The 737-nt window shown below is 32.4% G+C and carries 1 pseudogene; it reads right to left on the minus strand.

Going from position 1 to position 737, the window contains the following annotated elements:
- Positions 1-176 precede the first annotated feature (176 nt).
- Positions 177-728: pseudogene (locus tag KVT34_RS29615) on the minus strand (YdeI/OmpD-associated family protein); the annotation flags it as partial.
- Between the last annotated feature and the right edge of the window lie 9 nt (positions 729-737).

Here is a 737-nt window from a genome sequence, read left to right on the forward strand (position 1 = left end):
TTTAACATTTAAATTCATCATTGCATTGCTTCATTTTAACGAAAATAATATGTCAATTTATTTTCAATATACAAAAAGTCGAACTCCTAATAACTCGGAATTCGACTTTTTATGTAATTTACATACATAAATACACTGTTAATAAAATACATGAATCAAAGATTTAACTACAAATCTTACTGTTTCAAAGATTTATGTGATCCATCACAATTAGTCCCTTTTTGAGACAGTCCGCACGTACAATCATTTAGTCCCTTACCATCCAAAATCCTCTCCATATATTTTTCTATTCTGGATGTTCGAGTTTTAGTTTGTTTAGCTTGCGAAAAATAAAGGATGTATGCTCTTTGGCGTCCCGGTGTAAGCGACTGAAAGGCAACTTTAAAAGTAGGTATTTCATCAAATTTATTTTGAAGCTCTTCTGGAATTATAGTTTCTTTATGCTCTTTCTTTTCTATTTTCAAACCTCTTTTTTCAACTTCAATAGCTTCAGTAATATATTTCTTCAAAATGGATTCCATTTCAATGATTTCTTGTATATTAGTAAACCGAATCTGACGCGCCGCTTGTGTATTTTCCGTTTGTTGGACTAAAATCCTATGAGTATCCTGCAACAATGCACCTTTATGAAACTGAAGCGCACAATATTCTTTAAATCCATGAATAAAAACTATGTTTTTTTCCGCAAACGGGTACCAGGTGTGCACCCACCTAAAACTTTCCGTTAATCACCCGTC

The organism is Paenibacillus sp. GbtcB18 (assembly GCF_019091125.1).
Classification (GTDB): domain Bacteria; phylum Bacillota; class Bacilli; order Paenibacillales; family NBRC-103111; genus Paenibacillus_F; species Paenibacillus_F chitinolyticus.